Raw genomic sequence first — 18,702 nt, 5'->3', positions numbered from 1 at the left:
TTGAGTGCTTTCCGGCGCTGATACGAGCCGAAACTCGCGTCTCGACGAGCAGGTTTAGCAGTAGAAGGCGCGTGTCGTATCGGGCGCCACGATGCTGACGACTTCTCCGCCGGTCACAAGGCGGGCCACGCCTCCGTAGGCGTTGCTTTCGCCCCACGGGGACGCATCCGCTACTTTGTCATAGACGAAGGGCCCAGAGCCGTCGTTGTACTCGTCGACAGCCTGCTCGCGGGGAAGTGCATCGAAGAAAGCTTGGGCATTGTCGCCGACCGCGAAGTTGCCGCTGCTTTTCAGGGCGACACCATTGAAACTGGGCTCGTTGAAGGTGACAACAAAACCTGCTGGTTCCCAGACATCGAGCACGAGCGCGGTGCCGCCCCAGGAATAGCGGGCCGTCACGTTGCTGCACGCCTCGATCTCGCTCGTCGATAGCTCTGGCGCAGTCGCCAGTGCGTCGCTGAGGAAGACCACGGCGGCGTCCGTCCCCTCCGCAAAGTCAACGCTGGAGCGCGGCTGCTCGATAGCCGTCTCGCTCATCAACTGCGAACCGCTCATCGTGATGGTCGAAACGCTCGCGGCCGTCCCCTCTCTGTCAACCTTGTGCGGGGCCGCTGGCGTTGTGTGGGCTTGCGTTGGTGACACGCTCGTTTCCGGGGTAGCTGGCGCGGGTGAGGCGCATCCGGAAAGCACGAGTGCCGACAGCATAACTATCGCTGTGCGGGCGATCACCGTAGCCTGCCTGCGCCTCGATGTCTCCATTGCGCGTGTGGGCTGACCACTGCGGGAAATATTGCCACCGGCATTACGGAAATTCATTGAGCCCCCGCTCGTTCACTGCACGGAATCCGCTTCCACGCGCAAGTGTAGTCCGGCCGGTCCGGAGCCGGTCGCGACGGTTGGAGCGTGCTAGGCGTCGTCGAGCCGTGAATTTGAGCGCTTTTCGCTGCTGGAACGAGCCGAAACTCACGGCGCGGCGAGATCGGCTCTGATTGTGGATGGCGCAGTAGCGCGGTTTGCGTAGTAGCGTGGGATGCGTTGAAGACCAGTGCTAATCGGAAGGGATACCGATGGATACCACCCAGTTGCTCAAGGGGGTGCTCGATATGGCCGTTTTGGCCGTGATCGTCGATGACGACGGCTATGGCTACGACATCGTGCGTCGGTTGCGCGCCGCCGGGCTCGATGAGGTCGGCGACGCGTCGGTCTACGGCACCCTCCGGCGACTGTACAGCGCGGGGGCGCTGTCCAGCTACGTCGTGCCCTCCGACGGGGGGCCGCACCGTAAGTACTACGGCATGAACGCGAACGGCCGGGCCATGCTCGCCGAACACCGTGCGAACTGGACTCACTTCGCCGATACCCTCACCCGGCTGCTCGAACAGCCCCAGCCCGCAGTTCCCCTACTCACGATCGGCGACAACTCATGAGCGACACTGCCACCACGACCCAGCCCATTCGCGACTTCGCCCTGGCCGTGCGGGCCGCCCTGAGCGATTTGCCGGCCGACGATATCGACGACCTCACTGACGGCCTCGAGGCCGACCTGACCGAGCAGGCCGCTGACTTCGCTGGTGCCGATACTGGTGTCGCTGCGCCAGACCTCGAGCTCGGCGATCCGGTCGCCTACGCCGACGAGTTGCGCGGCGCGGCCGGGCTTCCCGTGCGGGGAGCTACGCCGGCGGTTCAGGTGTCGGCGCTGCGCCGGCTGCGCGCCCGGGCCGGTGCCGTGCGGGCGGGCGCGGCCCGGCGCATCCGCTCGACTGCGGCCGGTGCGGCCGTACTCGACTTTCTGCTCGTGTTGCGCCCGCTGTGGTGGGTGCTGCGCGGCTGGGTCGTCTATGCGGTCGCGGAAATATTCTTGGGAGGTGCGATCAGTACCGTGCCGACCGACCCGGTGCGTTGGCTGGTTCTCGGGTCCTTCGTAATTTTGAGCGTGCAGTGGGGTCGCGGCCGTTGGCTGCCCTGGCGTTGGCTTCCTGGCTTTCGCACCGTGGTCAGCGTGTGCGCGCTCCTTGTCTTACCCCTGGTGCTGGTGCTCACGGCGCATCAGGCAGTGAATGTAGAGGCCAGCGCATATGTGGATTCCACCCCGAGCAGCTCGCCGGGACTCGTGCAGAACGGCCGGGCGGTGACCAACCTGTTCGCCTACGACGCTAATGGCCAGCCGCTCACCGACGTGCAGTTGTTCGACCAGGACGGTCGCGCGCTCAACGTAGTCGTTGACCCGGCCAATACCAAGTACCTGCCGCAGCTTGATGCGGCCGGCGAGCAGGACATGGTCGTGCCGAGCCTGCTGGTACCGGGCGGCAGCGGCTGGAACGTGTACCCGCTGCGGCTGGTGACCTCGGCCGACATCGACTACACCTACGATTATCTCGGCCAGGCCTCCCAGGCGGATGCCACGCCCGCGCCGTTCCCGTTCGCCCAGGTACGGCCGCTGGTCGACCTGCCCGCTGCGGGAGAGCCTTCGCCAGCACCCTCGCTGGCACCTTCGCCGATACCTTCGCCGGCAACGACACTAGCGCCCATGCTATCGCCGGAACCGGCAGCATCCGCTGCGCCAGTGGCTGAACAATGACGAGCCCACCGCTTCAGCCACCCACGCCGTGACTTTGACCCGCCGAACTGCGGGCCTGAGACCACTTCAGCGCTGGACGGGCCTTGAACTCACGGCTCGGTGACGGGGAGCGACGACGGAGGGGACTACGCGGGGTAGGCGGCCACCAGGGCGGTCAGTGCTTCTTCGAGCACGGTCGCAGCGTCGTCGATCAGTTCGTCGGAGATCACAACACTCGGCATGATGCGCAGCACGGAATCCCAGCTGCCGGCATCCAGCGCGATGACCCCGTTTGTCGTCGCGTGCTTGATCACCGCGGTGAGCGCTTCGGGGTAGGGCTTTCTGGTGCCGGGGTGCACGAGCTCGACACCGAACATGGCGCCCTTGCCGCGAACCTCGCCGACGATGGAGAACTTCTGCGCCCAGTCACCAATCCGTGCCCAGAGTGCGGCCTCGACGCGCTTCGCCTCGCCCAGCAGGTTGTCCCGCTCGATGAGGTTGAACACCGCGAGGGCGGCTGCGGTTGAGACCGGGTTGCCGCCGAAGGTGCCGCCGATACCCCCAGGCTGCACGGAATCCATGATGTCGGCGCGGCCGGTGACGGCGGCGAGGGGAAAGCCGCCGGCGATTCCCTTGGCCGTGGTGACGAGGTCGGGCACGACGTCGTGGTGCTCGATCGAATACCAGACGCCGGTGCGGGCGATGCCGGCCTGAATCTCATCGGCGACGAAGACGATACCGTTCTCGGTGCAGAATTCGCGAATGCGCTTGAAATAGCCGGGCGCAGGAATGATGATGCCGCCGTCGCCCTGGATCGGCTCGACGAAGAACGCCGCGATCTCGGTCGCTCCGATGTGAGTCGTGATGTAGTCGATGGTCTTCTCGGCCGCTTCGAGCCCGCTGAGCCCGTCGCGGAACGGGTAGCTGGTGGGCACACTGTAAATCTCACCGGGGAACGGACCCATGCCGGCACGTTCCGGCCAGGGGCGATAGGTCATTGTCATGGTCAGGTTGGTGCGTCCGTGGAAAGCGTGGTCGAGGGCCACGATGGCACGGCGGCCGGTGAACTTGCGGGCAATCTTGACCGCGTTCTCAACGGCCTCAGCGCCGGTGTTGACCAGAATCGAGTGCTTTTCAAAGTCGCCGGGGGTGATCTCGGCGAGCTTCTCGGCTACCGCCACATAGTTTTCGTAGGGAGTTACCGTGAATAGGGTGTGGGTCAGCTTCGCTGCCTGGGCGGATGCCGCCGCCGCGACATCCGGATGCGCATGACCGATGGTGGTCACCCCGATACCACTGCCGAGGTCGATGATCTGGTTGCCGTCGACGTCGACCAGGATCGCTCCTGCGCCGTGATCCATGTAGATGTTGGCGAGGGTGCCGGCGCCGCGGGCGACCGACTTCTCCCGCCTGGCCTGAAGTTCGACCGACTTGGGCCCGGGAAGAGCCGTGACGAGTTTGCGTTGCTGGGGCACCGAATACGTTGCAGTCATTAGTCCAGCCTATGACTGTCGGCGCTTGTGGCCGACCGTCTGAGGTTTACGGCTACAGGCGTTCGCGCGGAAAGACGCGGCGAGCGAGGCGATTCAGCGTGCCGACCGGTGGCGATTCGTTGTAGGCATGAGCCAATTCCTGGCCGGACAGGCCGTGAATGGCCGCCATGATCTCATCCGTTGCCTGGCGGCGGGCCTTCCCCGATGTGGCCTGGCCGTGATGGCTGAGGTCGAGCGGCTTGCCGAAAGCGACCGTGATCTTGCGGATGCGCGGCAGGGTGGTTCCCACCGGCTGAATCTCCTGTGTGCCGATCAGTCCAACCGGAACCACGACAGCGCCCGTGGTGAGGGCCAGCCAGGCAACGCCGGTGCGTCCCTTATAGAGGCGGCCGTCGAGTGAACGCGTGCCCTCCGGGTAGATCGCGAACGCGCCCTCGGCGTCGAGTACCGCGCGGCCCTCATCGAGAGCAACCTGCGCTGCCTGACCGGCGCCGCGTTCCACGCCAATGGCCCCGATCGCGGTGAAGAAGGTTCGGGAGACCCAGCCCCGAAAACCGGTTCCGGTGAAGTAGGTCGATTTGGCTAGAAATTGCACCCGTCGGGTAGCGACCAGCGGTATGACGATGCTGTCGATGAAGGAGAGATGATTACTGGCCAGAATGACGCGTCCGGTGGCAGGGATGTTCTCGCGGCCCAAGATTCGTGGGCGAAACACGACGCGGGCGACGGGGGCCATGATGCCGTAGCCGAGAAAATAGACGAAACCTGGTCGTTTCACGCGTTCGGGTTCGTCGGGCTGGTCAGCAGTCGGGTCTGGCGTGACGGCTGCGGGAGTGCTGTCGCTCGTGTCGGTTGCATCAGTGTTATCGGGTTCTGCTTTGGCACCAGTCACCCGTTGACACTACCTCTCCGACGGCGTGCACCTAGCATGGAGGGGTGCAGAGAGTAATTATCCTTGGGTCCACGGGCTCGATCGGAACCCAGGCCCTCGACGTCATCCGTTCCCACCCTGACCGATTCGAGGTGGTTGGCCTCGCGGCCGGCAGTAACCGCGACCTGCTCGCGGTGCAAGCCCTCGACTTCCAGGTCGAGCACACCGCCCTGGGAGCGGATGCTGCCGAGCAGCTTGTGCGGGACATCGACGCCGACGTCGTGCTGAACGGCATCACCGGTTCGGTCGGTCTCGGACCGACGCTCGCCGCATTGAAGGCTGGTCGCATCCTGGCCCTGGCCAATAAGGAGTCGCTCATTGTCGGCGGTGATCTGGTGAAGTCGCTGGCGGCACCCGGGCAGATCGTGCCGGTCGATTCCGAACACTCCGCCATCGCACAGGCATTGCTTGCCGGAACCCCGCCGGAGGTGCGTCGACTCGTGCTGACGGCATCCGGTGGGCCGTTTCGAGGTTTCACCCGGGAGCAGCTTGCCCGGGTCACTCCCGCGGAGGCCCTCGCCCACCCGACCTGGAACATGGGCCTCGTGGTGACCACCAACTCGGCCACCCTCGTGAACAAGGGCCTGGAGATCATCGAGGCGCACCTGTTGTTCGACGTGGAATATGACCGCATCGACGCTGTCGTCCACCCGCAATCAGTGGTGCATTCGATGGTCGAATTCGTCGATGGGTCGACGATCGCGCAGGCAAGCCCCCCGGACATGCGGCTGCCGATCTCGCTCGGGCTGGACTGGCCGAACCGGGTCGCCGCGGTTGGCACTCCGATCGACTGGACCGTGCCGCACAGCTGGACTTTTGAACCCCTCGACAACGCGGCTTTTCCAGCGGTCGAACTGGCCAAAAAGGTCGGCCGCATGGGTGGCACCTATCCCGCGGTATTCAACGCGGCCAACGAGCAGGCCGTTGCTGCCTTTCACGCTGGGCGCATCGGCTTCCTGGATATCGTCGACACGGTGCTGCGCGTGGTCGAATCCCACGAACAGGGACCAAATCTTACCCGGGAGTCGCTGGCTGAGGCCGAACGGTGGGCGCGTGACGCCGCCGACAAGCTGATAGCAAAGCGCTGACGCACTAGTGCGCTAGTTGCACTCGCCGGCCTCGACCTTGTCCTTATCGTTGAGGCAGTCCTCCCGGGCTTCTTTGGCCTCTTCCGCGGCGTCTTTGGCGTCTTCCCGAGCGTTCTCTGCGTTTTTCTGATCCTGTTCGGCGCGGTTCTTGGCGTCTTCGTCGTTCTGCTGCGCAGCCGCCGCTGCGGCTTCCGCAGCGGCCTGAGCCGCGGCCTCCGCGGCCACGACGGCGGCATCGATCTCAGCGGTCAAATCGTCTCGTACCAGATTGATCGCGGATTGTATCGATGCCGATCGTTCGGAGCCGACCTCGCCGGAAGCGGCTGCCGTGCGCAGATTCTCTTGCATGGCGGTGAGCAACGATTGAGCGTTGGCGAAGTCTCCGGCGGCGGAAGCTTCACTGATCGCCAGAATCTCGCCTTGCAGTTGCTCGGCGGTGGCAGCAGGCAGGTCGACGGGGGTGGCCGTGCAACCGGTCAGCGGCAGGAGGAGCAGGGCGGCCACGGACAGGGTCAGTCGATAGCGTCGATTCATGGGTTCACGCTTTCCTGAAGAATTTGAAGGTGGGTGCCCAGCGTGCCGTCCACGGCCGGATAGCTCGGTGGTACCGCGACTGGCGCTTCGGCCGGGTTGAGCAGGAGCAGGGCGGCGACAGCGAGGCCGATCACGGTGAGCCCACTCGCGACCATGAGGAGTACCTGGCGGCGCACGGGGCGGCGCGGCTTGGCGGGGATGCTGGACGCGGGGATGCTGGACGCGGGGATGCTGGCGGGAGCGTCGGTTTTCAGAATCTCGGTCTGGGCGTCAGCGTTAGCGGGCAGCAGCAACGTGGGGTCGGGCGCGGCGGCGGGAAGCAACAAAGTAGGGTCGGGCGCAGCAGCCGGCAGCAACAGGGTGGCAGTGGGCGCCGCCGCGGGCAACAGTACGGTGGGCGCATCGGCATTGCTGCCGGCGCCGGTGGCGAGCGCACGCAACAACCCGGCGGCGTCGGCGGCAGTGGGCCGGTCGGCGAAATCGCGGGCGGTCATGGCGCGGAGAACGTCGGTCCACCGGCGGCCGAGTTGGCTGGGAATCTCCGGCTGACGCTGCAGCCGCGCCATCGCCGATTCCACGGCGGTTCCGGGGTAGGCGCGCACTCCCGTGAGACATTCCAGCAGCACCAGGCCGAGCGAATAGACATCCGTTGGCGCGGCGATAACTCCACCGAGCGCTTGCTCGGGACTGAGATAGCTGGCGGTACCGAGCAACGACCCGGTCGCCGTCAGGCGGGTCTCGTCGAGGAGCCGGGCAATACCGAAATCGGCGAGCTTGGCGTGCATGCCGCGCCCGGGAAAACCCGACGGCGCCAGCAAGACGTTGGCCGGTTTGACGTCTCGGTGAATGATGCCCTGCTCGTGCACGTAGTGCAGCGCTTCGGCCAGGTCGGCGCCCATTATGGCCACATTGAGGCTCGGCAGCGGGCCGCTCTCGATGCGGGTGCGCAGGTCGGGGCCGTCGACGAATTCCATCACGATGAAGGTGCGCGAGGCGCCGTCGACGACTGCAGTACCGGCGTCGAACAGGGTGACCAGAGCAAAATGGTTCAGGCTTGCCAGCAAGGCGATTTCGCCGCTCTGGCGTTCGGGCTCGGAGGCACCTCCATCGGCTCGAAACAATTTGACGGCTACGGTTCGGCCGAGCGCGGTATCGGTCGCTCGATAAACGGATGCCATCCCGCCTGCGCCGACCAGGCTCTCGATTGAAAAACGGTCGGCCAGCAAGCTGCCGACCGGGCCAAGTGTGGCGGGAACGGGCAGCTTCTGCGTGGGAACAGGTTCGTAAGACACGGGACCTCCTGATGCATCCGCGCTCTAGCAAAGCACATGCACCCCTGTAACGGGTGGACGACGTTCACAGCCAGCCGCTTTGCAGCTTGATGCAGTTACTCTACGACAGTGGAAACCGTACTGCTATTCATACTGGGCGTCGCGATCGTCGTCGTCGGGCTCGCCGTGTCCATCGGCCTGCATGAGATCGGCCACCTCGTGCCCGCGAAGCTCTTCGGCGTCAAGGTCACCCAATACATGATCGGCTTCGGACCCACGATTTGGTCGCGCACCAAGGGCGAGACGGAATACGGCGTCAAAGCGCTGCCTCTGGGTGGCTATATCGCCATGATCGGCATGTTTCCGCCTTCCAAGAAGGGCGGAGCCCCCCGCAGCACCACCACCGGCTTCTTCGACCAGATGGTGCAGGAGGGCGCACCGGAGAAGAAAACCAGTGCCCTGTCCACCCTGGTCGACGATGCCCGCCAGGCCAGCGCGGAGACCATCGGCGAGGGTGAAGATCACCGCGCGTTCTACCAACTGCCGGTCTACAAACGCGTGATCATCATGCTCGGCGGGCCGACCATGAACCTGCTCATCGCGATCGTGATGTTCGCAATTTTGCTCATGGGATTCGGCAGCGCGCAGATCAGCACCAGCGTTGGCAGCGTGAGCGAGTGTGTGCTGGCCGCATCAAACGACCGACAGACCTGCGCGGCCACTGATGAAGCATCACCCGGCGCCGCTGCCGGTCTACTGCCCGGAGACCGACTGGTCAGTATCGGCGGCACCGCCATCGCGAGCTGGGAGCAGTCGACCGAGATCATCCGCTCGGCACCCGGTCGCACCCTCGCCGTCGTCGTGGAACGGGCCGGTGCCGACGTCGATCTCTCGCTCACCCCCAAACTCACCGAACGTTACGTTTACACCGCCGATAACAAAGTCAAAACGGATGCTTCCGGCGCTGCGATTACCGAGGAGGTCGGCTTCGTCGGAATCGGAGCGGCCAGCGAACTCGTACCGCAGCCAGCGACCGCCGTGCTACCCGCAGTCGGCGACAACATCGCCGGAGTCGCGCACGTGATCCTCAACCTGCCCGACCGGCTCGTGGCCGTGGCCAATGCTGCGTTCGGCCCGGGGGAGCGCGACCTGAACGGACCGATCAGCGTGGTCGGTGTCGGCCGGGTGGCCGGCGAACTCGCGAGCCTGGACACGATCCCGGTCGCGACCAAGGTCGCGAGCATGCTCGGCTTGCTCGGATCGCTGAATATCGCCCTGTTCGTCTTCAACCTCGTGCCGCTGCTGCCGCTCGACGGCGGCCACGTTGCCGGGGCTCTGTGGGAAGGTATCCGCCGATTCTTCGCGAAACTGTTCAAACGGCCAGATCCGGGGCCGGTCGACATGGCCAAGCTCATGCCGCTTACGCTGGCGGTCGTTGTTCTACTCGGCGGGATGAGCCTGTTGCTCATCTACGCCGACATTGTCAAGCCGATCAACTTCTTCGGGTAGCGCACTGCGCTACCCGATTCTCACCAGCGGGTATGACTCTACTGTTGAACTGATCCTGTTGACCGCACGGCGGGACGATGATCTGGTTACGCTCGCGGCACGTCCAGGCCCCGCCGTTCCGACCCAGAAAAAACCTTCCGCGAGAAAAAGCTACCGCGACAACAGCAGCGCTTCGCCCTGGCCGCCGCCGCCGCATAGGGCCACGGCGGCCTTGCCGGTGCCGCGACGCGCCAGTTCAAGCGCGGCATGCAGGGCAATGCGCCCGCCGCTCGACCCGATGGGGTGACCGATCGCGATGCCACCGCCGTGAATGTTCACCTCGTCGGCGCTCACCCCGAGCACCTTCGACGACTGCGCCACGACCGAGGCGAAGGCCTCGTTGATCTCGATCACGTCGAGGTCCGCCACGGTCCAGCCCTGGCGGGCGAGTGCATGCGTGATCGCGTTGGCCGGCTGGGAGTGCAGGGAGTTGTCGGGGCCAGCGACCTGGCCGTTGGCCTCAATCACGGCCAGCCAGGGCAGACCGTGCTTCTCCGCCCAGGCGCGGCTGGTCACGACGATCGCGCTCGCGCCGTCGCTCAGTGGCGCCGCGTTGCCGGCGGTGATGCTTCCCGCCGGGTCGAATGCCGGGCGCAATCGGCCGAGCGTCTCGGTCGTGCTCTCGGCACGCACTCCTTCGTCGGTGCTGATCAGGAGCGGCTCGCCCTTACGCTGCGGCACGCTGATGGGCGTGATCTCGTCGTGAAAGACGTCATGGGCTGCGGCCGCGGCGGCCCGCTGGTGCGAGGCGGCGGCGATTTCGTCCTGCTCGAGCCGGGTTTGGCCGAGTTCAACGTTGGCGCGCTCCGTCGAGAGTCCCATCGAGAGTCCGTCGAACGCGTCGGTGAGCCCGTCGTGGGCGGCGTGATCGAGGGCCGATACGGTTCCGTAAGCCCAACCTTGGCGTGCGCCGGGCAGCAGGTGGGGAGCGCGCGACATGGATTCCTGGCCACCGGCCACGACGACATCCGCTTCGCCGAGCCGCACCAGCCGGGCGGCGTCGATCACGGCGGCCAGGCCGGACAGGCACACCTTGTTGAGCGTCATGGCCGGCACGTTCCAGGGGATGCCCGCAGCCACGCTGGACTGCCGCGCCGGATTCTGCCCGCAGCCGGCTTGTAGTACCTGCCCCATGAGCACGAAGTCGACCTGCTCCGGAGCTACTCCGGCCCGGGCGAGGGCCCCTTCAATGGCGGCGGCGCCGAGGTCAACGGCGGTGAGGGATGAGAGCTGCCCGTTCACGCGACCCTGCGGGGTGCGTGATCCGGCCAGGATTACGACGTCTGTTTCGGTCATGGAGACTCCTTCGTCTATGAGATGCTACATACCACCTTCCCAGCATATTAGGGTGCGCCCCAGATATCTTCAGAGAACTCTGGACTGTGCCATCTCAAAACCCTGGATTGCTGAAATCGGCCAACCCGCACGGCGGCAGTGCGCGCTGTGTCCGACGTGTGAACACGACGAGTCACGAGTACCGGCCGCTTCCAGCCCCGGTGTCGGCGGAGACCTGTTCTCTGTTCAGTGGCGTGCACAGCAGCAGGGCGAGGATGAGGGGGCGGCATTCAGCTTGGCGCAGACTGCGACAACTAAGCTAGGACCGTGGCTGCAATCAACTTGGGGATGCCCAAAGTACCTGAGGTACTCGCTCCCAGACGTAAATCCCGTCAGATCAAGGTCGGAAAGGTCCTGGTCGGTGGCAATGCTCAAGTGAGCGTGCAATCAATGACGACGACTCCGACGACAAACATCAATGCAACGCTCCAGCAGATCGCCGAACTCACGGCGACCGGCTGCGACATCGTGCGCGTGGCGGTTCCGACGCGCGATGATGCCGAGGCGCTGCCGATCATCGCGAAGAAGAGCCAGATTCCGGTGATCGCGGATATCCACTTCCAGCCGAACTATGTCTTCGCCGCGATCGACGCTGGCTGCGCTGCCGTGCGGGTCAACCCCGGCAACATCCGCAAGTTCGACGACCAGGTCGGCAAGATCGCTGCTGCCGCGAAGGCGGCGGGCGTGAGCCTGCGCATCGGAGTCAACGCCGGATCGCTCGAGCCGAGCCTCATGCAAAAATACGGCAAAGCTACCCCTGAGGCGCTCGTCGAGAGCGCCGTCTGGGAGGCGAGCCTCTTCGAGGAACACGACTTTCACGACTTCAAAATCTCGGTCAAGCACAACGACCCGGTGATCATGGTCAAGGCCTACCGTTTGCTCGCTGAACGAGGCGACTGGCCCTTGCACCTCGGCGTCACCGAGGCTGGCCCGAGCTTCCAGGGCACGATCAAGAGCGCAACAGCATTCGGCATCCTGCTCGGCGAGGGCATTGGCGACACTATCCGTGTGTCCCTGAGTGCCCCTCCGGTCGAGGAGATCAAGGTGGGCCTGCAGATTCTGCAGTCGCTCAACCTGCGCGAACGCAAGCTCGAGATCGTCTCCTGCCCGAGCTGCGGCCGGGCGCAGGTGGATGTTTACAAGCTCGCCAATGACGTCACCGATGGGCTCGAGGGCATGACTGTGCCGCTGCGTGTCGCGGTCATGGGTTGCGTCGTCAATGGACCGGGGGAGGCCCGCGAGGCCGACCTTGGCGTCGCCAGCGGCAACGGCAAGGGTCAGATCTTCGTGCGCGGCGAGGTCATCAAGACCGTGCCCGAGTCCGAGATCGTGGCCACGCTCATCGAAGAGGCCAACCGTCTCGCTGCAGAGATGCCCGCCGCCGAGCTCGGCAGCCCCACGGTGTCTGTCGGCGCGAAGTAGCAGGTCTAATCTCGAGGCGAGCGTATTCGACGGTAATGCCACGAAGACGTCTAGCGGAGGAGAGCGAACGTACGCAGCGAACGGACGGAGCGGATGGCGGCGCCCGCGTAAGGTAGACGGGTGCCTACACGTCTCTCCAACTACTTCCTCCGTACTCTCCGCGAAGACCCCTCCGACGCCGAGGTGACCAGCCACCGCCTGCTCGTGCGGGCCGGCTACATCCGTCGTCAGGCCCCGGGTATTTTTGCCTGGCTGCCGCTCGGACTGCGGGTGAAGGCCAAAGTGGAGCGCATCATCCGCGAGGAGATGACCGCCGCTGGCGCGCACGAGGTGCACTTTCCGGCCCTGCTGCCGCGCGAGCCGTACGAGGTGACCGGCCGCTGGGACGAATACGGCGAGGGGATTTTTCGCCTGAAAGACCGCAAGGGCTCGGACATGCTGCTCGCGCCGACCCACGAAGAGGTCTTCGCGCTGCTGGTGAAAGACCTGTATGGCAGCTATAAAGACCTGCCGCTGGCGATTTACCAGATTCAGGACAAGTACCGCGATGAGGCCCGCTCGCGGGGCGGACTGCTGCGCGGCCGCGAGTTCACCATGAAAGACGCATACTCGTTCGACTACACCGACGCCGGACTCGACGTCAGCTACCAGCTGCAGCGCGATGCCTATGAGCGCATCTTCACCCGTTTCGGCCTTGATTACGAGATCGTGCAAGCGGATGCCGGCGCGATGGGTGGCTCCAAGAGCGAAGAGTTTCTGCACCCCACCCCCGTCGGCGAAGACACCTTCGTGCGCAGCGCCAGCGGTTACGCGGCCAACATCGAGGCGTTTCGTACCCTCGTGCCGGCCGACAAGGATTTCACCGCGCTGCCCGCCGCGCAGGTCTTCGACACCCCGAACACCCCGACTATCCAGACGCTGGTCGACAAGGCCAACGCCGAACATCCCCGTCTTGATGGTCGGGAGTGGACGGCAGCCGACACGCTCAAGAACGTCGTGCTCGCGCTGACCAGCCTGGACGGCACCCGTGAACTGATCGCGATCGGCGTTCCCGGCAACCGCGAGGTCGACCTCAAACGCGTCGAGGTGGCGTTCGCGCCGGCCGAGGTTGAGGCCGCCAACGAGGGCGACTTCGCTAAGAACCCCGGCCTGGTCAAGGGTTACATCGGCCCGTGGGGTGCGCAGGGCGTCGTGCTCGGCACGGCGTCGACCACCGGCATCCGTTTTCTGGTCGACCCGCGCGTGGTCTCTGGCACCGAGTGGATCACCGGCGCCAACGAAGCAGGCCGCCACGTGTTCGGTCTTGTCGCCGGCCGCGACTTCGCCATCGACGATGTGGTCGAAGCCTCCGATGTGCGCGCCGGCGACCCGGCCCCCGACGGCTCCGGCCCGGTCGAACTCATTCGCGGTATGGAAATCGGGCACGTGTTCCAGCTCGGCCGCAAGTACGCCGAGGTACTCGGCCTCAAGGTTCTCGACGAGAACGGCAAGCTGGTCACGGTCACGATGGGTTCATACGGCATCGGCGTCACCCGCATCCTCGCGGTCATCGCCGAACTCAACAACGACGCCAAGGGCCTGATCTGGCCCGAATCGGTCACCCCGTTCGACGTACACGTGATCGCCACCGGCCGGGACGAGATCGTCTTCGACACCGCGGAGGCCGTCGTCGCTGCGATCGAGGCCACCGGCCGCGACGTGCTCTACGACGACCGCCGTAAGGTCTCACCCGGCGTCAAATTCGGTGACGCCGAACTCATCGGCGTGCCGTGGATCGTCATCGTCGGCCGCGGCGCAGCTGACGGCATCGTCGAACTGTGGAACCGCCGTACCGGCGACCGCGAGCAGGTCGACGTCGCCGACGTCGCACTGCACTTCGCCCAGCACTTCGCCTGATCGACCGCATCGCGAGCGGATGCTGCCGGCTGGCTGAGCCGGCAGCATCCGCTCTGTAGCGAACCCGCCCAACCGGCCGGGCGCGGGGGGAGTGGGTGACGGGACGCCGCAGATTCGGGTACCGTTGTCTTCAGCCCGCTGCGCGGTTTCGCGGCGGCAAGATCTGAATAGAGGAGGCCGGCCATGGACATCGACCTCAGTGTTTTGCGGCTACTGGAGCGCGAAAAAGAGATTCCCTTTGAGGAACTCGTGCACATCATTGAACAGGCGATTCTGATTGCCTATGGCAAGCACATCCAGCAAGATGTGACGAAGCTTGAAGCTTCGAAGATTGCTGATGCCAATCACTCCGGTCAGGAAGTGCCCGAAGCGCGCGTCGTTCTCGACCGCAAGACCGGGCACGTCGACATCTACGTTCCCGAGCACGATGACGAGGGCAACGTCGTCGGCGAAGCCGTCGACAACCCGACCGATTTCGGGCGTATCGCAGCCTTCGCCGCCAAGCAGGTCATCAACCAGCGTCTGCGCGACCTGGCGGACGACGCTGTGCTCGGTGAATTCAAGGGTCGCGAGGGTGACATCATCGCCGGAATCATTCAGCAGGGACCGAACCCCCGCATGATTCACGTCGATCTCGGCACGATCGAAGCGATCATGCCCCCCGAGGAGCAGGTTCCTACCGAGAGCTACGTGCACGGCGCGCGCATTCGCGTGTTCGTCACGGCCGTCGGTCGCGGACTCAAGGGCCCGCAGATCACCGTGTCACGCACCCATCCCTCGCTCGTGCGCAAACTGTTCGCTCTCGAGGTGCCCGAGATCGCGAGCGGAGTCGTCGAGATCGTCTCGCTTGCTCGTGAAGCCGGACATCGCACCAAGATCGCCGTGCGCGCCACGGAGCCTGGCGTCAACGCCAAGGGTGCCTGCATCGGTGAGCTCGGCCAGCGTGTGCGCGCCGTGACCGTTGAGCTCAACAACGAGAAGATCGACATCGTCGACTTCTCGCCCGACCTCGCGACCTTCGTCGCGAGTGCCCTGTCGCCGGCCAAGGTGACCAGTGCCTACGTGATCGACGAGTCGATCAAGGCTGTGCGTGCCCTCGTGCCCGACTACCAGCTGTCCCTTGCGATCGGCAAGGAAGGCCAGAATGCCCGCCTCGCGGCCAAGTTGACCGGTGCGAAAATCGACATCCAGCCGGACAGCATTCTGGAGGATGCCGAATAGGGGGTACGATGGAACCCGTTAGAACGTGTATTGGCTGCCGTTCGCGCGCCCCTCGATCCTCACTTTTGCGGATCGTTGCTGGGAAATCAGAAATTGTGGTGGATGAAACCGCCACAATCCCCGGTAGAGGTGCGTGGCTGCATGCCCGCCACTCGTGCTTTCAGGATGCCGTAAGGCGACACGCTTTCGGGCGTGCCTTTCGCGTGACCAGGTCACTGGACGCGAAACAACTAGAGAACAGGCTGAATTGGCTTATGGATAACTAATGAGCGGCTCGAAATGAGACCCGTCCGTTACTAACGGCCTGCCCCTTTCCGGGTGCAGGCCCGGAACAGGAGAATTGTGGCTGCGAAACCACGCGTACACGAGATCGCTACCGAGCTCGGAGTAGACAGCAAGGTAGCCCTTGCTAAATTGAAAGAAATGGGCGAGTTCGTCAAGGGACCGTCTTCCAGTGTTGAACCGCCGGTGGCACGTCGCCTTCGCGCCGCTCTCGAGTCGGAAAGCGCCGCTGCTAAGGCTGCAACACCCGTGCAGGTCGCTGGCGCCGTTGTTGGCGCTGCCACTACGGCAACGCCTGCTCGACCGAGCCACGGCGCCAAGCCGGGTGCTCGTCCCGGCCCCAAGCCCGTTGCTGAACCGGTATCCCCGGTCGTTGTCGAGTCTGTCCCGGCAGCGGATGCCGCGCCCCTTCCGGTCGCGCCGCTGACCGTGGCCGAGCGCCAGGCGCAGGCCGCCCAGAAAGCTGAAGCTGCCCAGAAAGTTGCTGCCGCTGACCAGGCCGCCGCCGCTGACGCTGCCGACAAGCCCAGCACCGAGACCCCCAAAGCGAAAACTACGGAAGGATCGGCTACGCCGGTCAAGCCCGGCATGCCTCGCCCCGGAGCAGCACGTCCGGGTAACAACCCGTTCGCCAGCAACCAGGGCATGGGCCAGCGTCCAACCCAGCCGCCGCGTCCGGGTAACAACCCGTTCGCGAGTGCGCAGGGCATGGGCCAGCGTCCCGCGACACCAACCCCAAGCAACATTCCGCGCCCGCCGGCACCGCGCCCCGGCGCTCCGCGCCCCGGCGGACCCGGTCAGGCCGCTCGCCCGACCGGCTTCGGCCAGCGGCCCGGCGCTTTCCAGCGTCCTGGTGGCGCCCCGGGCGGAGCCGGCGCGGCACGCCCCGGATTCACTCGTCCCGGTGCTCCTGCCGGAGCCCCCGGCTTCGGCCCGCCTCGTCCTGCCGGCGGTGGCGGTGGAGCCGGTCGCGGTCGCGGCCCCGGCGGTGGCACTGCTGGTGCCTTCGGCCGCGGTGGTGGCAAGAACAAGGCGCGCAAGTCCAAGCGCACGAAGAGAGCAGAGTTCGAACTGCGCGAGGCCCCGTCGCTGGGTGGAGTATCCGTACCCCGCGGCGACGGTGGAACTGTTGTTCGTCTTCGTCGCGGAGCATCCATCACGGACTTCGCCGACAAGATCGACGCGAGCCCCGGAAACCTCGTTACCGTACTGTTCCACCTCGGTGAAATGGCCACGGCAACAGAGTCCCTCGACGAGGCGACGTTCGATGTGCTGGGCAGCGAGCTCGGTTACAAGATTCAGATGGTCTCTCCCGATGACGAAGACCGTGAGCTGCTGCTCGCGTTCGACATCGACATCGACCAGGAACTCGAAGATGAAACCGACGAAGACCTCGAGATTCGTCCTCCCGTCGTCACCGTCATGGGTCACGTCGATCACGGTAAGACCGCGCTTCTGGACGCGATCCGTAACGCCAAGGTCGCTGAGGGTGAAGCCGGTGGCATCACGCAGCACATTGGTGCGTACCAGATCATCACCGAGCACGAGGGTATCGACCGTGCGCTGACCTTCATTGACACACCAGGCCACGAGGCGTTCACCGCCATGCGTGCCCGTGGCGCGCAGGTCACCGACATCGCCATTCTCGTGGTCGCTGCCGATGACGGCATCATGCCCCAGACCATTGAGGCGCTCAACCACGCCCAGGCCGCCAACGTTCCGATCGTGGTGGCTGTGAACAAGATCGACAAGCCCGGCGCGAACCCGCAGAAGGTGCGTCAGCAGCTCACCGAATTCGGCCTCGTCGCGGAAGAGTACGGCGGAGACGTCATGTTCGTCGACGTGTCGGCCAAGAACAAGACCGGTATCCAGGAAATTCTTGATGCTGTGCTCCTGGTCGCCGATGCCGGACTCGACATGCGCTCCAACCCGAACAAGGATGCCCGTGGTGTCGCCATCGAGGCTCGCCTCGACAAGGGCCGCGGCGCGGTGGCAACCGTGCTCATCCAGTCCGGAACGCTGCACGTGGGAGACTCCATCGTCGCCGGAACGGCTTACGGCCGCGTTCGTGCGATGGCCGACGAAAACGGTGTCGCCGTTCTCGCCGCCACGCCGTCCCGCGCGGTCCAGGTGCAGGGTCTCTCGAGCGTCCCGCGCGCCGGCGACACCTTCCTTGTCATCGAGGAAGACCGCACCGCCCGTCAGATCGCCGAGAAGCGTGAAGCCGCCGAGCGCAACGCCCTGCTGGCCAAGGCCCGCAAGCGCATCAGCCTCGAAGACTTCACCCGTGCCCTCGAAGAGGGCAAGGTCGAGTCGCTCAACCTCATCATCAAGGGTGACGTTTCCGGTGCCGTTGAGGCCCTGGAAGAGTCGCTGCTCAAGATCGAGGTCGACGATTCGGTTCAGCTGCGCATCATCCACCGTGGTGTCGGTGCGGTCACGGAGAGCGACGTCAACCTCGCCACCGTCGACAACGCCATCATCATCGGGTTCAACGTTCGCCCCGACACGAAGGCCCGCGAGCGTGCCGCTCGCGAAGGCGTCGACGTACGGTTCTACTCCGTCATCTACTCCGCCCTCGAGGACATCGAGAATTCCCTCAAGGGAATGCTCAAGCCCGAGTACGAAGAGATCCAGAGTGGTATCGCCGAAATTCGCGAGGTCTTCAGCTCGTCGAAGTTCGGAAACGTCGCCGGTGTCATCGTGCGCTCCGGTACCATCACCCGAAATGCCAAGGCTCGCGTTATTCGCGAGGGCATCGTGGTGGGGGACAACCTGGGCATCGAGTCGCTGCGTCGCTTCAAGGACGATGTCACCGAGGTCCGCACGGACTTCGAGTGTGGTATCGGACTGGGCAAGTTCAACGACATCCGAATTGGCGATGAGATCGAGACCATCGAAATGAAGGAGAAGCCGCGCGTCTAGCGTTGGTTTTGGGGGTCGGACTTGGTATCTGAGTCCGACCCCTTTGGGGTCGAGTCTTCGTAATTTCCTACTCAAAGGAAAGAGCGGGACCCGTACCCCGATTCCCATTTAGTGGGAAATTTTGCTTGCACCCTCAATTGCTAGGCGGATGTCCGTCATCCTGCGGCGGAGAAAAAAGTTAAGGACGACCGGGCGCATC

The 18,702-nt window shown here is 64.8% G+C and carries 15 protein-coding genes; 9 read left to right on the top strand and 6 right to left on the bottom strand.

Going from position 1 to position 18,702, the window contains the following annotated elements:
- Window positions 1-54 precede the first annotated feature (54 nt).
- Entirely contained in the window at window positions 55-555 is a 501-nt protein-coding gene (locus tag CXY83_RS09260) for a hypothetical protein (protein ID WP_104197072.1), read from the bottom strand.
- A 512-nt stretch (window positions 556-1,067) separates the two neighbouring features.
- Between CXY83_RS09260 and CXY83_RS09250 the strand changes: the two genes are divergently transcribed.
- Window positions 1,068-1,427 carry a PadR family transcriptional regulator gene (locus CXY83_RS09250; RefSeq protein WP_104197070.1) on the top strand — a complete coding sequence of 120 codons (360 nt, stop codon included), beginning with the start codon at window positions 1,068-1,070 and terminating at the stop codon, window positions 1,425-1,427.
- The gene (locus tag CXY83_RS09245) at window positions 1,424-2,578 is read left to right on the top strand and encodes a hypothetical protein (RefSeq protein ID WP_104197069.1); all 1,155 of its coding nucleotides are present in this window, start codon (window positions 1,424-1,426) and stop codon (window positions 2,576-2,578) included. The genes CXY83_RS09250 and CXY83_RS09245 overlap by 4 nt, the downstream gene beginning before the upstream one ends.
- A 125-nt stretch (window positions 2,579-2,703) precedes the next feature.
- Here the strand turns inward: CXY83_RS09245 and CXY83_RS09240 are convergent, their stop codons facing one another.
- Both CXY83_RS09240 and CXY83_RS09235 read right to left on the bottom strand, forming a co-directional pair.
- Window positions 2,704-4,050 carry an aminotransferase class III-fold pyridoxal phosphate-dependent enzyme gene (locus CXY83_RS09240; protein ID WP_104197068.1) on the bottom strand — a complete coding sequence of 449 codons (1,347 nt, stop codon included), beginning with the start codon at window positions 4,048-4,050 and terminating at the stop codon, window positions 2,704-2,706.
- Between the two features lie 52 nt (window positions 4,051-4,102).
- Entirely contained in the window at window positions 4,103-4,942 is an 840-nt protein-coding gene (locus tag CXY83_RS09235; protein WP_369831142.1) for a lysophospholipid acyltransferase family protein, read from the bottom strand.
- A 44-nt stretch (window positions 4,943-4,986) separates the two neighbouring features.
- Between CXY83_RS09235 and dxr the strand changes: the two genes are divergently transcribed.
- Window positions 4,987-6,069, top strand: a complete 1,083-nt coding sequence (dxr, locus tag CXY83_RS09230; protein ID WP_104197067.1) for a 1-deoxy-D-xylulose-5-phosphate reductoisomerase — start codon at window positions 4,987-4,989, stop codon at window positions 6,067-6,069.
- A gap of 12 nt (window positions 6,070-6,081) precedes the next feature.
- On the opposite strand, the gene CXY83_RS09225 is transcribed toward dxr, so the two are convergent.
- On the bottom strand, window positions 6,082-6,603 hold the full coding sequence (locus CXY83_RS09225) for a mucin-associated surface protein (protein WP_104197066.1): 522 nt from the start codon (window positions 6,601-6,603) through the stop codon (window positions 6,082-6,084).
- Window positions 6,600-7,895 carry a serine/threonine-protein kinase gene (locus tag CXY83_RS09220; protein WP_233200733.1) on the bottom strand — a complete coding sequence of 432 codons (1,296 nt, stop codon included), beginning with the start codon at window positions 7,893-7,895 and terminating at the stop codon, window positions 6,600-6,602. The genes CXY83_RS09225 and CXY83_RS09220 overlap by 4 nt, the downstream gene beginning before the upstream one ends.
- A 108-nt stretch (window positions 7,896-8,003) precedes the next feature.
- On the opposite strand from CXY83_RS09220, the gene CXY83_RS09215 reads away from it, so the two are divergent.
- Window positions 8,004-9,383 carry an RIP metalloprotease gene (locus CXY83_RS09215; protein ID WP_104197065.1) on the top strand — a complete coding sequence of 460 codons (1,380 nt, stop codon included), beginning with the start codon at window positions 8,004-8,006 and terminating at the stop codon, window positions 9,381-9,383.
- 150 nt (window positions 9,384-9,533) lie between these two features.
- Here CXY83_RS09215 and CXY83_RS09210 read toward each other — a convergent pair whose 3' ends face one another.
- On the bottom strand, window positions 9,534-10,718 hold the full coding sequence (locus CXY83_RS09210; RefSeq protein WP_104197064.1) for an acetyl-CoA C-acetyltransferase: 1,185 nt from the start codon (window positions 10,716-10,718) through the stop codon (window positions 9,534-9,536).
- A 306-nt stretch (window positions 10,719-11,024) separates the two neighbouring features.
- Between CXY83_RS09210 and ispG the strand changes: the two genes are divergently transcribed.
- The 5 genes from ispG to infB all read left to right on the top strand — a co-directional run bounded on the left by ispG (window position 11,025) and on the right by infB (window position 18,503).
- Entirely contained in the window at window positions 11,025-12,179 is a 1,155-nt protein-coding gene (gene ispG / locus CXY83_RS09205; protein ID WP_174775246.1) for a flavodoxin-dependent (E)-4-hydroxy-3-methylbut-2-enyl-diphosphate synthase, read from the top strand.
- A 120-nt stretch (window positions 12,180-12,299) separates the two neighbouring features.
- Complete coding sequence (locus CXY83_RS09200) at window positions 12,300-14,075, top strand: proline--tRNA ligase (RefSeq protein ID WP_104197062.1); 1,776 nt, start codon at window positions 12,300-12,302, stop codon at window positions 14,073-14,075.
- Window positions 14,076-14,258: 183 nt separating this feature from the next.
- Window positions 14,259-15,296 (top strand): transcription termination factor NusA, encoded by a 1,038-nt coding sequence (gene nusA, locus CXY83_RS09195; RefSeq protein WP_104197061.1) that lies wholly within the window; start codon window positions 14,259-14,261, stop codon window positions 15,294-15,296.
- Window positions 15,297-15,304: 8 nt separating this feature from the next.
- Window positions 15,305-15,562: a YlxR family protein gene (locus CXY83_RS09190; protein WP_104127324.1), complete on the top strand. Its 258-nt coding sequence runs from the start codon at window positions 15,305-15,307 to the stop codon at window positions 15,560-15,562.
- Window positions 15,563-15,638: 76 nt separating this feature from the next.
- Window positions 15,639-18,503 carry a translation initiation factor IF-2 gene (gene infB, locus CXY83_RS09185; RefSeq protein WP_104197060.1) on the top strand — a complete coding sequence of 955 codons (2,865 nt, stop codon included), beginning with the start codon at window positions 15,639-15,641 and terminating at the stop codon, window positions 18,501-18,503.
- The last annotated feature ends 199 nt before the right edge of the window (window positions 18,504-18,702 follow it).

It is taken from the genome of Cryobacterium sp. M15 (assembly GCF_002929675.1).
GTDB lineage: Bacteria > Actinomycetota > Actinomycetes > Actinomycetales > Microbacteriaceae > Cryobacterium > Cryobacterium lyxosi.
Note: the sequence above shows the minus strand (reverse complement) of the source record. Positions and strands in the feature narration are given on the sequence as shown.

Coding starts and splice junctions, on each gene's coding strand:
- CXY83_RS09260 (WP_104197072.1), bottom strand. CDS start 555: ATGAGCGGTTCGCAGTTGATGAGCGAGACGGCTATCGAGCAGCCGCGC.
- CXY83_RS09250 (WP_104197070.1), top strand. CDS start 1,068: ATGGATACCACCCAGTTGCTCAAGGGGGTGCTCGATATGGCCGTTTTG.
- CXY83_RS09245 (WP_104197069.1), top strand. CDS start 1,424: ATGAGCGACACTGCCACCACGACCCAGCCCATTCGCGACTTCGCCCTG.
- CXY83_RS09240 (WP_104197068.1), bottom strand. CDS start 4,050: ATGACTGCAACGTATTCGGTGCCCCAGCAACGCAAACTCGTCACGGCT.
- CXY83_RS09225 (WP_104197066.1), bottom strand. CDS start 6,603: ATGAATCGACGCTATCGACTGACCCTGTCCGTGGCCGCCCTGCTCCTC.
- CXY83_RS09210 (WP_104197064.1), bottom strand. CDS start 10,718: ATGACCGAAACAGACGTCGTAATCCTGGCCGGATCACGCACCCCGCAG.
- nusA (WP_104197061.1), top strand. CDS start 14,259: ATGGACATCGACCTCAGTGTTTTGCGGCTACTGGAGCGCGAAAAAGAG.
- CXY83_RS09190 (WP_104127324.1), top strand. CDS start 15,305: ATGGAACCCGTTAGAACGTGTATTGGCTGCCGTTCGCGCGCCCCTCGA.